Source organism: Streptomyces sp. NPDC043853 (assembly GCF_056436025.1).
The window spans coordinates 183,919-200,311 of the sequence record NZ_JBWKDJ010000002.1 but is presented as its reverse complement, the minus strand read 5'-3'; the positions used below and the strand labels follow the sequence as shown (position 1 = coordinate 200,311).

Annotated in this window: 18 protein-coding genes and 1 riboswitch; of the genes, 8 read left to right on the top strand and 10 right to left on the bottom strand. The window is 72.9% G+C overall.

Going from position 1 to position 16,393, the window contains the following annotated elements; genetic code table 11:
• Positions 1-65 precede the first annotated feature (65 nt).
• The 3 genes from AC067U_RS06175 to AC067U_RS06165 form a co-directional block, all read right to left on the bottom strand.
• Entirely contained in the window at positions 66-968 is a 903-nt protein-coding gene (locus AC067U_RS06175; protein WP_478828459.1) for a sigma factor, read from the bottom strand.
• Between the two features lie 141 nt (positions 969-1,109).
• Complete coding sequence (locus AC067U_RS06170) at positions 1,110-3,020, bottom strand: anthranilate synthase family protein (RefSeq protein WP_478828458.1); 1,911 nt, start codon at positions 3,018-3,020, stop codon at positions 1,110-1,112.
• Between the two features lie 104 nt (positions 3,021-3,124).
• On the bottom strand, positions 3,125-3,181 hold the full coding sequence (locus AC067U_RS06165) for a trp operon leader peptide (protein WP_478828917.1): 57 nt from the start codon (positions 3,179-3,181) through the stop codon (positions 3,125-3,127).
• Between the two features lie 101 nt (positions 3,182-3,282).
• Here AC067U_RS06165 and AC067U_RS06160 point away from each other — a divergent pair, with 101 nt between their 5' ends.
• Both AC067U_RS06160 and AC067U_RS06155 read left to right on the top strand, forming a co-directional pair.
• Positions 3,283-4,638, top strand: a complete 1,356-nt coding sequence (locus AC067U_RS06160) for a class II 3-deoxy-7-phosphoheptulonate synthase (RefSeq protein ID WP_478828457.1) — start codon at positions 3,283-3,285, stop codon at positions 4,636-4,638.
• Between the two features lie 160 nt (positions 4,639-4,798).
• Positions 4,799-5,050 (top strand): (2Fe-2S)-binding protein, encoded by a 252-nt coding sequence (locus tag AC067U_RS06155; RefSeq protein WP_478828456.1) that lies wholly within the window; start codon positions 4,799-4,801, stop codon positions 5,048-5,050.
• Here the strand turns inward: AC067U_RS06155 and bfr are convergent.
• A complete protein-coding gene (gene bfr / locus AC067U_RS06150) occupies positions 5,047-5,526 on the bottom strand; it encodes a bacterioferritin (protein WP_478828455.1) in 480 nt (159 codons plus the stop codon). The genes AC067U_RS06155 and bfr overlap by 4 nt on opposite strands.
• A 155-nt stretch (positions 5,527-5,681) precedes the next feature.
• Here bfr and AC067U_RS06145 point away from each other — a divergent pair, with 155 nt between their 5' ends.
• Positions 5,682-6,314, top strand: a complete 633-nt coding sequence (locus AC067U_RS06145) for a sulfite oxidase-like oxidoreductase (protein ID WP_478828454.1) — start codon at positions 5,682-5,684, stop codon at positions 6,312-6,314.
• A 53-nt stretch (positions 6,315-6,367) separates the two neighbouring features.
• Here the strand turns inward: AC067U_RS06145 and AC067U_RS06140 are convergent, their stop codons facing one another.
• Complete coding sequence (locus AC067U_RS06140) at positions 6,368-6,790, bottom strand: DUF4396 domain-containing protein (protein ID WP_478828453.1); 423 nt, start codon at positions 6,788-6,790, stop codon at positions 6,368-6,370.
• 24 nt (positions 6,791-6,814) lie between these two features.
• On the opposite strand from AC067U_RS06140, the gene AC067U_RS06135 reads away from it, so the two are divergent.
• Positions 6,815-7,054: a hypothetical protein gene (locus tag AC067U_RS06135; RefSeq protein WP_478828452.1), complete on the top strand. Its 240-nt coding sequence runs from the start codon at positions 6,815-6,817 to the stop codon at positions 7,052-7,054.
• Between the two features lie 60 nt (positions 7,055-7,114).
• Here AC067U_RS06135 and AC067U_RS06130 read toward each other — a convergent pair whose 3' ends face one another.
• The 5 genes from AC067U_RS06130 to thiO all read right to left on the bottom strand — a co-directional run bounded on the left by AC067U_RS06130 (position 7,115) and on the right by thiO (position 12,514).
• Complete coding sequence (locus tag AC067U_RS06130) at positions 7,115-7,975, bottom strand: deoxyribonuclease IV (RefSeq protein ID WP_478828451.1); 861 nt, start codon at positions 7,973-7,975, stop codon at positions 7,115-7,117.
• 6 nt (positions 7,976-7,981) lie between these two features.
• Positions 7,982-9,898, bottom strand: a complete 1,917-nt coding sequence (gene pknB, locus AC067U_RS06125; protein ID WP_478828450.1) for a Stk1 family PASTA domain-containing Ser/Thr kinase — start codon at positions 9,896-9,898, stop codon at positions 7,982-7,984.
• 344 nt (positions 9,899-10,242) lie between these two features.
• Positions 10,243-11,037, bottom strand: a complete 795-nt coding sequence (locus tag AC067U_RS06120; protein WP_478828449.1) for a thiazole synthase — start codon at positions 11,035-11,037, stop codon at positions 10,243-10,245.
• A gap of 8 nt (positions 11,038-11,045) precedes the next feature.
• On the bottom strand, positions 11,046-11,246 hold the full coding sequence (thiS, locus tag AC067U_RS06115; protein WP_365109989.1) for a sulfur carrier protein ThiS: 201 nt from the start codon (positions 11,244-11,246) through the stop codon (positions 11,046-11,048).
• A complete protein-coding gene (gene thiO / locus AC067U_RS06110) occupies positions 11,243-12,514 on the bottom strand; it encodes a glycine oxidase ThiO (protein ID WP_478828448.1) in 1,272 nt (423 codons plus the stop codon). Before thiO ends, thiS begins: the two co-directional genes overlap by 4 nt.
• A riboswitch (TPP riboswitch) is annotated at positions 12,512-12,624 on the bottom strand. It overlaps the preceding gene by 3 nt.
• Positions 12,625-12,800: 176 nt before the next feature.
• Between thiO and AC067U_RS06105 the strand changes: the two genes are divergently transcribed.
• From AC067U_RS06105 to metF, 4 genes are all read left to right on the top strand, one after another.
• Positions 12,801-13,961, top strand: coding sequence for an NAD(P)/FAD-dependent oxidoreductase (locus AC067U_RS06105; RefSeq protein WP_478828916.1), 1,161 nt, complete (start codon positions 12,801-12,803; stop codon positions 13,959-13,961).
• Between the two features lie 137 nt (positions 13,962-14,098).
• Positions 14,099-14,464: an Rv2175c family DNA-binding protein gene (locus AC067U_RS06100; RefSeq protein ID WP_478828447.1), complete on the top strand. Its 366-nt coding sequence runs from the start codon at positions 14,099-14,101 to the stop codon at positions 14,462-14,464.
• A gap of 144 nt (positions 14,465-14,608) precedes the next feature.
• Positions 14,609-15,244 carry a thiamine phosphate synthase gene (thiE, locus tag AC067U_RS06095; RefSeq protein WP_478828446.1) on the top strand — a complete coding sequence of 212 codons (636 nt, stop codon included), beginning with the start codon at positions 14,609-14,611 and terminating at the stop codon, positions 15,242-15,244.
• A 192-nt stretch (positions 15,245-15,436) separates the two neighbouring features.
• Positions 15,437-16,354: a methylenetetrahydrofolate reductase [NAD(P)H] gene (gene metF, locus AC067U_RS06090; RefSeq protein ID WP_478828445.1), complete on the top strand. Its 918-nt coding sequence runs from the start codon at positions 15,437-15,439 to the stop codon at positions 16,352-16,354.
• Positions 16,355-16,393 lie beyond the last annotated feature (39 nt).

The following is a 16,393-nucleotide window of genomic DNA, read 5'->3' as shown; positions in this document are numbered from 1 at the left end:
CCGTCACCGGTGTCGGCGCCGACACCGCGCCGCCGGGGCGTCTCGCGCCCCGGCGGCACCGGGACCTATGCGGCCGGCACGCCGAGTTCCACCCCGGCCAGCCGTTCCTCGTCCGCGATGATGTCGATCCCGGTGATGAGGCCGGCGCTCTCGCCCTCCCCGAAGGTGAACGACAGGACCAGGTACAGCCGCCCGTGCCGGGCCATGGCCAGCCCGACCGACCCGTCGACCAGCGCGGGGCCGGTGAGCCGGGCCCGTGCCATGGCCGCCATGGCACCCTGCGCGACCGCGACGGCACCGCCCACCAGGATCGGCTCGGGGGTGGGGACCACCGACCGGTCGGCCCGCAGGACCACGTCGGGGTCGAGCAGGGCGAGCAGCGCCTCGAAGTCCCCGCCGCGGGTGGCGGACAGGAAGGCGTCGACCACCCGGCGGCGCCGGGTCAGGTCGGACTCGGGCAGCGGGCTGCCGCCCTTGACCCGGCGGCGGGCCCGGCTGGCCAACTGCCGGGTCGCCGCCGGGGTCCGGTCGATCAGCCGGGCGATGTCCTCGAAGGGCACGGCGAACATGTCGTGCAGGACGAACGCGACCCGTTCGGCCGGCGCCAGCGTGTCCAGCACCACCAGCAGCGCCACCCCGACCGAGTCGGCCATCACGGCCTCCCGCTCGGGGTCCGTGCCCTGTCCGGGCCCGAGAGCGGGATCGCCGGTCCCCGGGGCGTCCAGCGACTCCTCGCCCCGGGTCCGCCGGGTCCGCAGCATGTTCAGGCACACCCGGCCCACCACCGTGGTCAGCCACCCCGTGAGGTTCTGCACCGCGCTGATGTCGGCGCCGCTCGCCCGCAGCCAGGCGTCCTGCACGGCGTCCTCGGCCTCGCTGAGCGAGCCCAGCATCCGGTAGGCCACCGACCTCAGGTGCGCCCGGTCCGCCTCGAACCGCTCCGCCAGGAGCAACTGCCCGTCCGACATCCTCGACTCCCCCCGGCCGGCCCGTTCGGGGTCCGGCCCGCTCAGATCAAGATCCAATTCGAAGATCCATCGTGAGCATGCCAGGCCCGGCCCGCGGCTGCCACGCCCTCGCTCCGACGCGGCCCCGCTTCCGGGTCGCCGCTACGCCGCCGTCCGGGCCGTGATCCCGGCCAGCAGTTCCCCCACCAGCTCCGCCCCGCGCAGGGTGAGCACCGACTCCGGGTGGAACTGGACCCCGGCGAAGCCCGGCCCGCGCAGCGCGTGCACTTCCTGCGTGGCCGGGTCCCGGGAGACCTCCACGCCCCGCTCCGCCAGCCGTGCCGCGAGCTCGGGGTCACAGGCCGCCGTGTACGTGTTGTAGAAGCCGACCACCTCCGGCGACCCGAAGAAGCCGATCCGGGTCTGCGCCCCCTGCGCCGGCTCCGCCTTGCGGACCAGCGGCAGCCCCAGCTCCGCGGCGAGCAGCTCGTGGCCGAGGCAGACCCCGAGCAGGCCGTGCGGGTGGCCGGCGAGCAGGTCCGCCGTCAGCGCGCGCAGGGTGCGCATCCGGGGGTCGGCGGAGTCCCCCGGGTTGCCGGGGCCGGGGCCGAGGACGACCGGGCCCTCCCAGGCCAGCGCGGCCGTCCGCAGCCCGGGGTCGTCATGTCGGCGTACGGTCACGTCCAGGCCGGACACCCGCAGCAGGTGGGCCAGCATCGCGGTGAAGGTGTCCTCGGCGTCCACCACCAGGGCGCGGCCGGCCGGTCCGGCGGGCCGGTCCTGCATCCGCAGCCAGAACGGGGCCAGTCCGGCGCGCCGGGAGGCCAGCGCGGTCCGCACCCGGGGGTCTTCCGCGAGCGGGGCGGCCGGGCCGGCCGGAGCCGCCGGGCGCGACCCGGCGGGCGCCCGTACGCCCAGCGCCGCCAGCACCCCGGCCGCCTTCGCGTGTGTCTCGGCCACCTCCCCGGCCGGGTCGGAGTGCCGGACCAGCGTGGCGCCGACCGGCACCCGCACGGTGCCGTCGGGGGAGATGTCGGCGGTGCGGATCAGGATGGGGGAGTCCAGGGTCTGCGTCCCGTTCGCGTCCAGGCCCAGCAGGGCCAGCGCGCCCGCGTAGTAGCCCCGGCCGCCGGCCTCGTACCGCTCGATCACCCGGCAGGCGTTCTGCACCGGAGAGCCGGTCACGGTGGCGGCGAACATGGTCTCCCGCAGTACCTCGCGCACGTCCAGCGAGGAGCGGCCGCGCAGCTCGTACTCGGTGTGCGCGAGGTGGGCCATCTCCTTCAGGCGCGGCCCGACCACCACCCCGCCGCGGTCGCCGACGGTGCACATCATCTTCAGTTCCTCGTCGACCACCATGGAGAGCTCCTCGCGCTCCTTGCGGTCGTCGAGGAAGGCCAGCAGTGATTCCGCGTCGGGCCCGCCGGCCGGGTAGCGGTAGGTGCCGCTGATCGGGTTCATCACGACGGTCTCCCCGGACATCCGGACGTGCACCTCGGGACTGGCCCCGACCAGCGTCCGGTCGCCGGTGTGCACGACGTACGTCCAGTACGCGCCCCGCTCGCCCGCCAGCAGTCGCCGGAACAGGGCGAGGGCGTCGGCCCGCCCGAACCCGTCGATCCGGCCCCGGTAGGTGCGGCGGATGACGAAGTTCGCCCCCTCGCCCCGGCCGATCTCGTCCTCGATCACCCGGCGGACGGTCCGCGCGTACTCCTCGTCGGTGACGTCGAAGCCCCCGCCGGTGACGGCGACCGGCCGGTCCGGAAGTGCGGCCAGGGCCTCCGCGAGCGGGACCTCGTGGGCCTCCTCCGCCTCCAGGACGCACAGCGGCGTGCCGTCGTCCCGTACGTCGAACCCGCGCTCGCGGATCTGCCGGAACGGGACCAGGGCGAGCGAGGGCAGCCCGCCGACCGGGAGGTCGGCCAGGCGTGCGACCTCCCGGACCGGGCCGGTGAGCACCTCGACGGTGTCGTGGTCGCGGCCCGGGGTGCGGCGCCGCAGCAGGGCGAAGGGCGGACCGGCGGGATCGAGCAGCCGGTCGAGCAGTCTGCCGGGGGGACTGACCTGACTCATTGCGGTTCCTTCCAGGGGCGGCCGGGGAGGCGCGGAGGAACGGCCCGGGAAAGGAAGAAGGCCGCCCCTCGGGCGGCCTTCGCGTCAGTAACGGGTACGCGCAGTCAGTGGGCCGCCGGATGAGCGGTCCACCACCAGTTCTGGTTGCACTGCGCGAACATGCCGGTGACCCTACACCTTCCAGCGTGTGAATCCGGAGATTCCCGTCTCACGTTGTGGGCACCGGGTCGGACAACGGCATTCACGACGTAATGTTTACGAGGTGACCGTGAACGCTGAAACCCACGCCTCCGCCGTCAAGGCGACCTGGCGAGACCTGCCCGCGGCGCAGCAGCCTTCGTACCCCGATGCCGAGGCTCTGCGCGCTGTCGTCGCGGACCTCGAGTCGTATCCTCCCCTCGTTTTCGCGGGTGAATGCGACCAGCTGCGCGCCCGCCTGGGAGCCGTCGCCCGGGGCGAGGCGTTCCTCCTCCAGGGCGGCGACTGCGCCGAGGCCTTCGACGCCGTGTCCGCCGACCACATCCGCGCCAAGCTCAAGACGCTGCTCCAGATGTCGGCCGTCCTGACCTACGCGGCCTCCGTGCCGGTGGTCAAGGTCGGGCGCATCGCCGGCCAGTACTCCAAGCCGCGCTCCAAGGACACCGAGACCCGCGACGGGGTGACGCTGCCGACCTACCGCGGCGACTCCGTCAACGGCTTCGCCTTCACCGAGGAGGCCCGGGTCCCGGACCCGGAGCGCCTGAAGCGCATGTACCACGCGTCCGCGTCGACGCTGAACCTGGTGCGCGCCTTCACCACCGGTGGCTACGCGGACCTGCGCCAGGTGCACGCCTGGAACCAGGACTTCGTGAAGTCCTCCCCGTCCGGGCAGCGCTACGAGGCGCTCGCGCGGGAGATCGACAACGCCCTGAACTTCATGAAGGCCTGTGGCACCGACCCGGCCGAGTTCAAGGCGGTGGAGTTCTACGCCTCCCACGAGGCGCTGCTGCTCGACTACGAGGGCGCCCTCACCCGTACGGACTCCCGCACCGGGAAGCTGTACGACACCTCCGGCCACATGGTCTGGATCGGTGAGCGCACCCGCCAGCTGGACCACGCGCACATCGAGTTCTGCTCGCAGATCGCCAACCCGGTCGGCATCAAGCTCGGCCCCACCACCACGGTGGACGAGGCCCTGACCTACATCGACCGCCTCGACCCGGACCGCGAGCCGGGCCGGCTGACCTTCGTCGTCCGCATGGGCGCCGACAAGGTCCGCGACAAGCTGCCCGAGCTGGTGGAGAAGGTCACCGCGTCCGGTGCGGTCGTCGCCTGGGTCACCGACCCGATGCACGGCAACACCTTCGAGGCGGCCTCCGGCCACAAGACCCGCCGCTTCGACGACGTGCTCGACGAGGTCAAGGGCTTCTTCGAGGTCCACAAGGCGCTGGGCACCCACCCGGGCGGCATCCACGTGGAGCTCACCGGCGACGACGTCACCGAGTGCGTGGGCGGCGGCGACGAGATCTTCGTCGACGACCTGCACCAGCGCTACGAGACGGCCTGCGACCCGCGGCTCAACCGCAGCCAGTCGCTGGACCTGGCGTTCCTGGTGGCGGAGATGTACCGCGACCAGTGAGTCGTGATCAGTAGGTGGCTTCCTACGAGCTGTGGGGCGTGGATCTGTGATCCGCGCCCCACAGTCGTCTCCAGGCCTTTTAGGGAAACCTAAGTTTGGGTACGGTTAGGTAAGCCTCACCGAATAGGGGATGGCTGGTCCGAGCATTCCTCTCAGGGAGGTGAACCGCGTGTACGTCTGCTCTTGCTTCGGCATCACCGACAAGCAGGTGAAGGAACACGCGGCTGCCGGGGCCTGCACCCCCCGCCAGATCGCCTCGGCCACCAAGGCCGGCACCGACTGCGGCTCCTGCGTCCGCACCATCCAGGGCCTGCTGGGCCGGGGGGCGTGCCCCCGGCGCGAGCTGCTGGAGAAGGGCCGGACGACGGCCGCCGTCCTGGCGCCGGAGTCCGAGCTCGCCGAAGCGGCCTAGCTCTCCGGCTGCTCGACGAGCTGGGCGATGTAGAGCGGCTCGCCCAGGGTCTCGATGAGCTCCAGCTGGGTGTCGAGGTAGTCGATGTGGTGCTCCTCGTCCGCCAGGATCTCCTCGAAGAGCCGCGCCGAGGTGATGTCGCCCTTGCCGCGCATGACCTCGACGCCGCGCTTGAGCCGGTCGATCGCCTCCACCTCGACCTGCCGGTCCGCCTGGAACATCTCGGTGAGGGTCTGGCCCACCCGGACGTGGAACAGCCGCTGGTAGTTCGGCAGGCCGTCCAGCATGAGGATCCGCTCGGTGAGCTTGTCCGCATGCTTCATCTCGTCGATGGACTCTTCACGCGTGTACTTGGCGAGCTTGGTCCAGCCCTTGTTGTCCTGAATGCGGTAGTGCAGCCAGTACTGGTTGATCGCGGTGAGCTCACCGGTGAGCTGTTCGTTCAGGAACTCGAGGACCTCGGGGTCGCCCTGCATGGCAACAGGCTCCTTCCAAAGACAAGAGAACGTGGCAGTGCGCGCATCCTTGCACCGCCGCCGAGGGCCGTCCAGTAAGTGCCTCCTTAGTAGGAGTTGCCCGAATCAAGGTCACCTGGTCATGACCACCCTTGCCCGTCTGTCACCATGGAGTCATGGGTCAGCCGGACAGCCGGGAATCTCCGGGAGCAGAGCAGCTGGAGCTCCCCCCGGGGCAGCGGTTGCAGCGGGGCTGGCCGGTCACGCACTACGGGCCCGTGCCCAAGTTCAAGCCGGACCGCTGGGAGTTCAGGGTCTTCGGGGCCACCGCCGACGGCGAGAAGCACTGCTGGAACCACGAGGAGTTCTCGGCCCTGCCCTTCACCTCGGTCGTCGCGGACCTGCACTGTGTCACGAAGTTCAGCATGCAGGGGGCCGAATGGGGTGGGGTGCTGGCCCGCACCGTGCTCGAACTGGCGCCGCCGGCGCCTGAGGTCACCCACGTGATGGTGTGGGCCGAGTACGGCTTCAGCTCCAACATGCGGCTCTCGGACTTCGCCTCCGACCGCACGGTCTTCGCCACGCACCAGGGCGGTGAACTGCTCACCGCCGAGCACGGGTTCCCGCTCCGGCTGGTCGTCCCGCACCTCTACGCCTGGAAGGGGCCCAAGTGGGTGCGCGGCGTGGAGTACATGACCGCCGACCGCCGCGGCTTCTGGGAGGAGCGCGGCTACCACAACATCGGTGACCCCTGGCGGGAGCAGCGCTACTCGTACCAGGAGGAGCCGGGGGACGGCCCCGAACTCTAGTCCTCGGGGGCCGTCCCCCGGCTCCTCCTGGGAGCCGTCGCTCGGCGGGTCGCTCAGTGGTGGTACTGGTGGACCACCGCGTGGCCCTTGCCGCGGCCGATCATCCACTTGTTGACCGGGGTGGTGATCACGAAGGCGGCCGCCAGGGCGATCGCCAGCACGATCCAGAACAGCGGGTCCGACAGGTGGGCGTCCATGGCGCCCGGCCACAGGGCGATCACACCGTTGTCGATCAGTTCCATGACGGCGATGGACAGGGTGTCGGCGGCCAGCGCCACCCGGACGGCGGTACGGAAGTCGACCCCGGCGCCCATGATCCCGCGCAGGGTGAGCGCGTAGCCGAAGAAGAACGCCAGGATGATCGCCAGGACCATGGTCGGGGCGTTGCCCCAGCCCAGCGCGGTGCCGATGATCATGCCCAGTACCTCGCCGATGGCGCATCCGGTCAGGCAGTGCAGGGTGGCCTTCGCCGCCATGGCCCAGCTGACGGGGCCGCCGCCGTGGTGGCCGTGCCCGTGGTGCTCGTGCGGGCCGGCGTGGCCCTCGTGGCCCTGGTGTCCTTCGTGTCCCTGGTGGCCCTCATGGCCGGACGGACCGTGGTGCTCGCCGTGCCCGTGCTGCTGGTGCTGCTCGCCGTGCTGCTCGTGCTGTCCGTGCTGCCCGTGCCGGTCGTGATGGGCGTCTGTGCCGTGTGCGTGCTGCGCGTGGTCCATGGGAACCCCCTGGGAACGTCAGAGTAACGGTCCTGCCGACAGACAGAACCGTATACCCCCTAGGGGTATTCCTCAACGGGTGAACGATCAGCGGAGCGATTTCAGCAGCGCGACATCGGCCGCGTGCCCCTCCTTGCCGCCCGGCGTCTCGATGATCAGCGGCACCCCGGCCGTCTCCCCGTGCGTCATCAGCTCGGCGAAGGCGTCCCGGCCGATGTGCCCGGCGCCGATGTTGGCGTGCCGGTCCTTGTGCGCGCCCACGCCCTCCTTGGAGTCGTTCGCGTGGATCAGCTTCAGCCGGCCCGGTCCCACGGTCTCCACCAGCAGGTCCAGGGTCTCCTTGGCCCCGCCCGGCCCGGCCAGGTCGTGGCCCGCCGCGAAGACGTGGCAGGTGTCCAGGCAGATCCCGAGCTTGGGGTGGGAGTCCAGGGCCTCGAAGTACGGCCCGAAGTCCCAGGTCCGCGAGCAGAGCGAGGACCCCTGCCCGGCGGTGGATTCCAGCAGCAGGAACGGGTCGTCGTCATGCGTGAGCTCGTCCAGCAGCGGCAGCATGTGCTCCCTGACCTGCGCGTACGCCGCCTCGCGCGGTCGGCCCCCGGTCGCCGAACCGGTGTGCACCACCACGCCCAGTGCACCGATCTCCCGCCCGCGGCGCAGCGAATGCCGCAGCGATTCCACCGACTTCTCCACGGTGGCCTCGGTGTGCGAGCCGAAGTTGATCAGGTACGGCGCGTGCACGTAGGCGGGGACGCCCTCCTCCGCGCACTGCGTGCGGAACAGCTCGTCCTGGGCCCGGTTCCCGGTCGGGGTGGCCCAGCCGCGCGGATTGGCGACGAAGACCTGCACGGCCTCGGCACCCATCTCGCGCGCGTAGGTGAGCCCGACGGTGGCGAGCCCGCCCGCGACGGGCACGTGCCCGCCCACCGGATTGCGTACGGCGTCGTTCACGTGCTGCTACAGCCCCTTGGCCCGGATGGTGATCGTGCTGCCCTCGGGGGCGGTGGAGCCGCCCGGTACCGACTGGGCGTCCACGGTGTCGGAGAACGACAGGAACGGCCGGTCCACCTTCACCTGGAACCCGGCGGCCGCCAGCGCCTTCCGGGCGTCGTCCACGTTCCGGCCCCGCACGTCCGGGACCGGCACCAGCCGCGGACCCTTGGACACGGTCAGCGTCACCGTGTCCCCCGCCGCGGCCTGGGTGCCCGGCGCCACCGACTGGTTCGCGACCCGGCCGGCCGGCTGCGGCGAGTTGACCTGCTCGGCGGCCGTCTCGACCTTCAGTCCGAGGCCCTCCAGGGCGGCCCGGGCCTGGTCCGCCGGCAGTCCGACGGTGGCGGGCACCGGCACCGGCCGACCCTTGCTGACCACCAGCGCCACCGCCGTGTCCGGTGCGCGCTTCTCGCCGCCCGCCGGGTCGCTGCTGATCACCGCGCCCTGCGGGACGGCCTCACTGAAGGCCTGGGTGACCATGCCGGGAGCCAGGCCCGCCTTGGTGAGCTCGGCCTTGGCCGCCTCCAGCGGCTTGCGCCTGAGGTTGGGTACGGACACGATCTCCGGTCCCCGCGACACCACGAGGGTGACCGCGCCGTTCCCGCGGATCTGCTTCCCGGGCGCCGGGACGCTGTCCATGACGGCGCCGCGCTCGAAGGTGTCGCTGAACTTCCGGTCCACGCCCTTCACCCCGAGCCCGGCTTCCTTCAGCTGCTTCCGGGCCTGCTGCTCGGTCTTCCCCAGCACCGGCGGGACCTGCGTGAACTGCCCGGAGCTGATGTACCAGACACCGGTGCCGAGGCCGAGCAGGAGCAGCACCCCCGCCAGCGCGAGCAGTACCCCGCGGCGCGGCGCCCGCAGCCGGGAGGCCGGAGGCGCGGACGGAGCGGGCGGCACCGGCGGCATCTCCAGCCGCGAGGTGTGGTGCGGGTTGTGCGTGGGCACGCCCATCGGGCGGGGGATCACCCCGGTGCGGTCCTCGGAGGAGGAGCGCACCTCGGCCCGCGCCTGCGGCGGTACGGCGTCCAGCTCGGCCTCGGTCAGCCCGGCACGGGCGTCACGCGCCAGGCCCAGCAGCGCCACCGCGTCGTCCGGGCGCCGCTCGGGCGCGCGTGCGGTGGCCGCGGCGACCAGCCCGTCCAGCGCGGCCGGCAGGCCCGGCACGGCGGCGGAGGGCGCGGGCACGTCCTCGCCCAGGTGCCGGTAGAGCACCTGGGCGGGAGTGTCGCCGGTGTGCGGTTTGCCGCCGGTGAGCATCTCGTACAGCACCACGCCGCAGGCGTAGACGTCGGCCCGGGTGTCGGCGGTGCCGTTCTCGATCTGCTCGGGGGCGAGGTAGGAGACGGTGCCGAGGACGGCCCCGGTGGTGCTGGTGACGGTGTCCACACTGCGGACCAGCCCGAAGTCGGCGACCTTCACCCTGCCGTCGTCGCCGATCAGGACGTTCTCGGGCTTCATGTCCCGGTGCACGAACCCCGCGCGGTGCGCGGCGCCGAGCGCGGCGAGCACCGGTTCCAGGACGTCCAGCGCCGCCCGCGGCTGGAGCGCACCGCGCTCGCGCAGCACGTCGCGCAGGGTGCAGCCGGAGACGTACTCCATGGCGAGGTAGACGTAGGGCCCCTCGGTGCCCTGGTCGAAGACCGCCACCACGTTGGGGTGGGCGAGCCGGGCCACCGACTTCGCCTCCCGGATGAACCGCTCGACGAAGCCGGGCTCGGCCGCGAGGGCGGGGTGCATGATCTTCAGCGCGAGGACGCGGTCGAGGCGGGTGTCGAGGGCGCGGTAGACCGTGGCCATGCCGCCGGCCGCGATCCGGGCGTCGATGCGGTAGCGGCCGTCGAGCACGCGCCCGACGAGGGGGTCATCCAGGGTCGTATCCACCCGGCGATTCTACGAGCGGGCCGGCTGCGCCTGGCCGTGGTGGTCGAGCTTGCGGCACACCTGTGACGTGGCCATGGCTGCGCCTGCCGCTGCGCGGGGCCATTCCCCTTCCCGCCCCTTTCCCGAAACCGGGGCTCCGCCCCGGACCCCGCTGCACGAGCGGAGCTGGGTTCCGGTGTGCCCACCCGTTCCGCCCTGCGGAACGCCTGCTCACACCGGGGGGCGCCCCGGGGCCCGCAGGTGGGCGGGGTCCGGGGCCGCAGGCCCCGGTTTCGGGATGGGGGTCCCCCGCACGAAGTGTGGGGGAGGGTGGGGAGGGGGAACGTGCCGCGCGGCGGACGCGGTCAGAACGCCGGGCGTTCGGGGTCGAGGGCGGCGACGCCCTCGGCCGGGGACGAGGCGTGGGCGAAGCGGCGGACCGGGATCCGCCCCGCCCGGTACGCCAGCCGGCCCGCCGATACCGCGTCCCGCATCGCCGCGGCCATGAGCACCGGCTCCTGCGCCCGGGTCACCGCCGACGCCAGCATCACCGCCGCACACCCCAGCTCCATCGCCAGCGCGACGTCCGACGCGGTGCCCGCCCCCGCGTCGAGGATCACCGGTACCCCCGCCCGCTCCACGATCAGCTCGAAGTTGTGCGGGTTCCGGATCCCCAGCCCCGAGCCGATGGGCGAGCCCAGCGGCATGATCGCCGCGCAGCCCACGTCCTCCAGCTTCCGGGCGAGCACCGGGTCGTCGTTGGTGTAGGGCAGCACCGTGAAGCCGTCGTCCACCAGCGTCTCCGCGGCGGCGAGCAGCTCCTCGCCGTCAGGCAGCAGGGTCCGCTCGTCCGCGACGACCTCCAGCTTGATCCAGTCCGTGCCCAGCGCCTCCCGCGCGAGCCGCGCGGTCAGCACGGCCTCGCCCGCGGTGAAGCAGCCGGCGGTGTTCGGCAGCACGCCGATGCCGAGCTTGGAGAGGACCGACAGCACCGAGCCCTGGACCGTGGGGTCCAGTCGGCGCATGGCGACGGTGGTCAGCTCCGTTCCGGAGGCGACCAGCGCCCGCTCCAGGATCTCCAGGCTCGGCGCGCCGCCGGTGCCCATGATCAGGCGGGAGGAGAAGGTCCGCCCGCCGAGGGAGAACAGGTCATCAGCCATGATCGCGCTCAGCCTCCCTGGACGGCGGTGAGGATCTCGACCCGGTCGCCCTCGCCGACCGGCGTGGCCGGCCACTGCCCACGCGGTACGACGGTCTCGTTGAGGGCGGCCGCGACCCCGGACGGGGCCGTGGTGAGGGTGGCCACCACCAGGTCCAGCGTGGTGCCCGCGGCGACCTCGCGGGGCTCGCCGTTGACGGAGATGGTCATGCGTAGGACTCCTCTCGGGCGGCCGTCGCCCCGACGGGGCCGGGTGAGAACCGGCGGGGGGTGAACGGGCGGGCCACGTCGGGGAGTTCGCCGGTGGCCAGGACCTCGGCCAGCACGTCCCCGGTGACCGGTGTCAGCAGCACCCCGTTGCGGTAGTGGCCGGTGGCCAGGTGCAGTCCGGGGAGTTCGGTCGGGCCCAGCAGCGGAGCGTTGTCCGGGGAGCCGGGCCGCAGTCCCGCCCGGGTCTCGGTGAGCGGGAGTTCGGTGATGCCGGGCACCAGCTCGTGGGCGTCCCGCAGGAGTTCGTACACCCCGCCCGCGGTGACCGTGGTGTCCCAGCCGAGTTCCTCGCTGGTCGCGCCGACGACGAGTTCGCCGTTCTCCCGCGGCACCAGGTAGACGTGGCTGCCGCGCACCACCGCGCGGACCGTCCGGGACAGGAAGGGCGCGTACGCCGCCGGCACCGTGAGCCGGAGCACCTGCCCCTTGACCGGGCGTACGGGCGGCACGGCTTCCGCCGGGACTCCGTCCAGCCGTCCGCTGAGGCTGCCCGCCGCCAGCACCACCTGGTCGGCGGCCGGCTGCGTGCCGTCGTCGAGCAGGGCGCCGGAGGCCCGGCCGGCGGTGACGGTCAGCCGCTCTGCGGTGGCGCGGTGGAAGACCACTCCGGCCCGCTCGCAGGCGGCGACCAGGGCGGCGGCCAGCCGGCGCGGGTCGACCTGGTGGTCGCCGTCCACGCGCAGCCCGCCGCGGACGCCGGGCGCCAGCATCGGCTCCAGGCGGCGGCACTCGCGGCCGGTCAGCCACTCGGACTCCAGGCCGCAGCGCCGTTGCAGGGCGTGGAGTTCGCGCAGGTGCAGGCGGTCGTCGGAGTCCAGGGCCACCGCGAGGGTGCCGCAGGCGCGGTAGCCGATGTCCAGTCCGCCGCTGGCGTGGCCGAGTTCCGCGGCGAACTCCTCGTACCGGGCGGCGGAGGCGAGGTTGAGGCCCAGCAGGGTCTCCTCGCCGTAGTGCAGCTCGGTGACGGCGGCCAGCATGCCCGCCGCGACCTGGGCGGCGCCGCCGCCGGGCGCCGGGTCGGCGAGCGCGACGGACATGCCGCGCCGGGCCGCCCGCCAGGCGGTGACCAGCCCGATGATGCCGCCCCCGACGACGAGCACGTCCGAGCCGGCGGACCGGCCCCGGGACGAGCTCCGGGTCGAGCCCTGGGACGGACTTCCGGACGGGAGCCCGGAGGAATCCCCGGATCCGTGGGTGAATGAACGCATGGGCGTCGAGCCCCTCCCTTCGCCGGCATGACCCGGATCAGGTTCGTACGGTCGGAGGCCGGCCAGCCTCCCTCTCAGTCCGGTGCGCCCGGACTCCCGCGGTTGGATACGGTGGCCACCCTACCTCCGCCGCCGGACCCGGGTAAGGGCGACCGGCCGCCGCCTATTCCTGACGGAGCGTCAGATAGTTAGGGTGTCGGGCGTGAGCAATCAGATCGAACTGACGGATCAGAAGGACCCCGCGGACGCGCCGGCCGCGGGTGGCGTGGTCATCGTCGGGGCCGGAATGGCCGGCGTACAGACGGCCGTGGCCCTGCGCGAGGCGGGGTACACCGGCCCGGTCACCCTGATCGGCGCCGAACCGCACCAGCCCTACGACCGGCCCCCGCTCTCCAAGGCGGTCCTGCTCGGCGAGGCCGAGGGCTCCGCCTTCGACGTGGACTTCGAGGACCTCGGCATCGAGCTCCGGCTCGGCCTGGAAGTCACCGCGCTGCGCCCGGAGGCCCGGGAACTGGACACCGCCGCCGGCCCGGTCCCGTACGGCCACCTGGTCCTCGCCACCGGCGCCGGACCGCTGACCCTGCCGGGCACCGAAGGCGTCCCCGGCGTGCACCTGCTGCGCACCCTGGACGACGCGGAGCGGCTGCGGCCGGTCCTCGCCGAGGCCCGTGACCTGGTGGTCGTGGGCGCGGGCTGGATCGGCGCGGAGTTCGCCACGGCCGCCCGCGCGGCCGGCTGCGCCGTGACCGTGGTCGAAGCCGCCGACCGGGTCCTGGCGGGCACGCTGCCCGACGAGGTCACCGGCCCGATGGCCGACTGGTACGCGGAGGCCGGCGTCCGCCTGCTCACCGGCGTGAAGGTCGCCTCGGTCGAGCCCGGCCTGGTCCGGCTGGCCGACGGCCGGGAGCTGCCGGCCGGTGCGGTGGTGGTCGGCATCGGCGCCCGCCCCGCCACCGACTGGCTGGCCGGCACGGGCGTGGAGCTCGGCCCGGACGGCTCGGTCACCGCCGACGACCGGCTGCGGACCTCGCTGCCGGAGGTCTACGCGGTCGGGGACTGCGCCTCCTTCCCCTCCGCGCGCTACGGCAAGCGGCTGCTGGTGCACCACTGGGACAACGCGCTGCAGGGCCCGCGGACGGTCGCGCTGAACATCCTGGGCGGGGACCGGGCGTACGACCCGGTGCCGTACTTCTGGTCGGAGCAGTTCGGCCGCTTCGTCCAGTACGCCGGCCACCACGCCGGCGCCGACACCCGGCTGCTCCGCGGAAACCCAGCGGAGGCGTCCTGGTCGGTCTGCTGGCTCCGGGACGGCGCCCTGACCGCCCTCCTCGCGGTCGGCCGCCCCCGCGACATCGCCCAGGGCCGCCGCCTGATCGAATCGGCCACCCCCATGGACCCGTCCAAGCTCTCCGACCCCGCGGTCCCCCTCAAATCCGCCACCGCTTAGGGTCTGTCCGGCCATGATCCGCCGGACAGGCCCTGGCGGCTCCGTCCTCCGCCGGGCCGCCGACCGTCCGGGGGGTGGGGCCCCCGGACGGGCGGCTCGGGTACCGGGCGCCCGCCAGGGATGGCAGGCTTGGCCGCGTGACCGAGATTGACGCAAAAACCGACGCTCTCGTCCCCGAGTGGCTCTACCTCCCCGACATCGCCGACATGCTCGGCGTCGAGGTGACCCGGATCCGCCAGCTGGTCAAGGAGGGCCAGCTCATCGCCGTACGGAGGGGTGAGAACCGGGCGCTCCAGGTGCCCGCCGCCTTCATCGACGGCGACAAGGTGGTCAAGGGCCTCGCCGGGACCCTGACCCTGCTCAGGGACGACGGCTTCACCGACGAAGAGATGCTCGAGTGGCTCTTCACCGCCGACCCGACCCTGCCCGGCACCCCCGCGCAGGCCCTGAGCGAGAATCGCGGCACGGAGGTGAAGCGCCGCGCACAGGCGCTCGCCGTCTGACCGTCCCGCTCAGCCGCACCGGTCGCGACGTCGCGACGGACGCACAGCCGCACCCGTCGCAGCGTCGCGACAGACACCACCGATCCACTCACGGGCGTACGGGCCCCTCGCGGGCCCGTACCCCGCCCACCCGGGGGGTTTCCCATGTCCCTGGCCGATGCCCGGCTCTACCTCTGCACCGACGCCCGCAAGCGCCAGGGCGACCTGCCCGAGTTCCTGGACGCGGTCCTCGGCGGCGGCGTGGACATCGTCCAGCTCCGCGACAAGGGCATGGAGGCCGCCGAGGAGCTCGAACACCTCCGGGTCTTCGCCGAGGCGGCCCGCCGCCACGGCAAGCTCCTCGCGGTGAACGACCGCGCCGACGTCGCCCACGCCATCGGTTCCGACGTGCTGCACCTCGGCCAGGGCGACATCCCCGTCCCGGCCGCCCGCGCCATCCTGCCCGCCTCGGTGGTCATCGGCCGCTCCTGCCACGCCGAGGCCGAGGTGGACGCGGCCGTCGCCGAGCCCGGCGTCGACTACTTCTGCACCGGCCCCTGCTGGCCCACCCCCACCAAGCCCGGCCGTCACGCGCCCGGTCTGGACCTCGTCCGCTACGCCGCCTCCCTCGACCAGCCCCGCCCCTGGTTCGCCATCGGCGGCATCGACGCCGGGAACCTGGACGAGGTGCTGGACGCCGGCGCCACCCGGGTCGTGGTCGTCCGCGCCCTCACCGAGGCCTCCGACCCCGGTGCCGCCGCCGCGGACCTGGCCAAGCGGGTCCGCGAGCGGCTCGCCTGACGAGGACCCTGACGGGGATCTTGACGAGGACCTCGGCGGCGACCCCGGCCGCGGACCGACGGATACGCGCCCTCTGGATCAGCTTGTCCGAATCGCCGGGCTCCCTGCGGCCCGGCGGGCAGGGTGTCCAAAAACGCGTCCAATACGTGGACAGGGCTTCGGAGTGCACTGGCGCCCGTCTAACCTGCCCGTATGGCCCTTGGAACCGCTTCGACCTGGACGGACCGTGCACGCACGGTCCATGAACTGCTCTCGTCCGGCGCGCCCTCGTACTCCTTCGAGTTCTGGGCGCCCAAGACCGAGAAGGGCGAGCGGAACCTCTGGAACGCCCTCCGCCGGGTCGAGGCGGTTTCCCCGAGCTTCGTCTCCGTGACCTACGGGGCCGGCGGCTCCACCCGCGGCGGCACCGTCAAGGCCACCCAGGAGATCGCCGCCGACACCACCCTCACCCCGGTCGCGCACCTCACCGCCGTCGACCACTCCATCGCCGAACTGCGCCACGTCATCGGGCAGTTCGCGGACGCCGGCATCCGCAACATGCTCGCCCTGCGCGGCGACCCGCCGGGCGACCCGATGGGGACGTGGGTGCCGCACCCGGACGGCGTCCACTACGCCGCCGACCTGGTCCGGCTGCTCAAGGAGTCCGGCGACTTCTGCGTCGGCGTCGCGGCCTTCCCCGAGATGCACCCGCGGTCGAGCGACTGGGACACGGACATCCAGCACTTCGTGGACAAATGCCGTGCCGGTGCGGACTACGCGATCACCCAGATGTTCTTCGATCCGGAGAATTATCTGAGGCTCCGCGACAGCGTCCAGAAGGCGGGCTGCGACACCCCGATCATCCCTGAGGTCATGCCTGTTGTGGGCATCAAGCAGCTCGACCGGCTGCCCCAGCTCAGCAACGCGGTCTTCCCCGCGGACGTGAAAGAGCGCATGCTCGCCGTCAAGGACGACGCGGCCGCTGTACGCTCCATTGGCATCGAGTTCGCCACGGAGTTCTGCGCGAGGCTGCTGTCCGAGGGTGTCCCGGGGCTGCACTTCATCACGCTGAACAACTCCACGGCGACTCTCGAGATCTACGAGAACCTCGGTCTGCACCAGCGGGCCTAGACCGGCCGCACCCCGGGGCGGCCGTAGCGAGAGGGGCCA